This window comes from Kurthia sp. Dielmo (assembly GCF_000307285.2).
Taxonomy (GTDB): Bacteria; Bacillota; Bacilli; order Bacillales_A; family Planococcaceae; genus Kurthia; species Kurthia populi.
In genome coordinates this window covers 1-723 of the sequence record NZ_CAEP01000182.1, presented here as the reverse complement: position 1 = coordinate 723, position 723 = coordinate 1, and the positions used below count along the sequence as shown (strand labels likewise).

Annotated in this window: 1 protein-coding gene; it reads left to right on the top strand. The window is 40.0% G+C overall.

Translation table 11 applies throughout. The annotated features are described in order from the left end of the window. Positions 1-723: RNA-guided endonuclease TnpB family protein (locus KTHG_RS00055; protein WP_139991781.1), on the top strand; the 723-nt coding region annotated here is incomplete at both ends.

The window sequence follows — 723 nt, the reverse complement described above, 5'->3', positions numbered from 1 at the left end:
AATTCATCAAACACATGGTCATTGCCGTTTTGTGTACAACTATTTCCTTGAACGTTGGAATACTTCTTATGAAGAAGAAGGAAAAGGGTTGAATCGTTCCATTATGTCTAAAATGCTCACGAAGCTGAAAAAACAAGAGGATACGGCATGGCTACGCAACGTAGATAGTGTGGCATTACAAGCCTCTTATGAAAATTTAATGGATGCTTTTAAACGTTTTTTCAAAGGACCAAATAAGTATCCTCGTTTCAAAAGTAAAAAGAATCCGGTTCAAAGTTATACAACTAAGAATAGCCATAATTGCATTGCGATTGTCGGCAATCAAATGAAACTACCAAAATTAGGACTCGTAAAATTTGCGAAGTCGCGTGATATTGAAGGTCGTATTCTAAAAGCGACGATTAAATACAATGCGAGTGGTAGGTTTTACGTGTCTGTCCTCTGTGAAGTACCAGACTTCAAACCATTCCCTAAAACAAACGAAGCTGTAGGCATAGACCTAGGCATCACTGATTTTGCCATTTTATCTAATGGACGTAGAGTGGACAACCAACGCTTTACGGCTAAGATGGAGAAAAAGTTAAAACGTGAGCAGCGCAAATTATCACGTCGCTATGAGCAAGCGAAAAAAGAAGGTCGTAACCTACGTGAGTGCATGAACTACCAAAAGCAACGTCGTAGAGTGGCTCGTTTGCGTGAGCGTGTCGCGTTTCAACGAGAAGA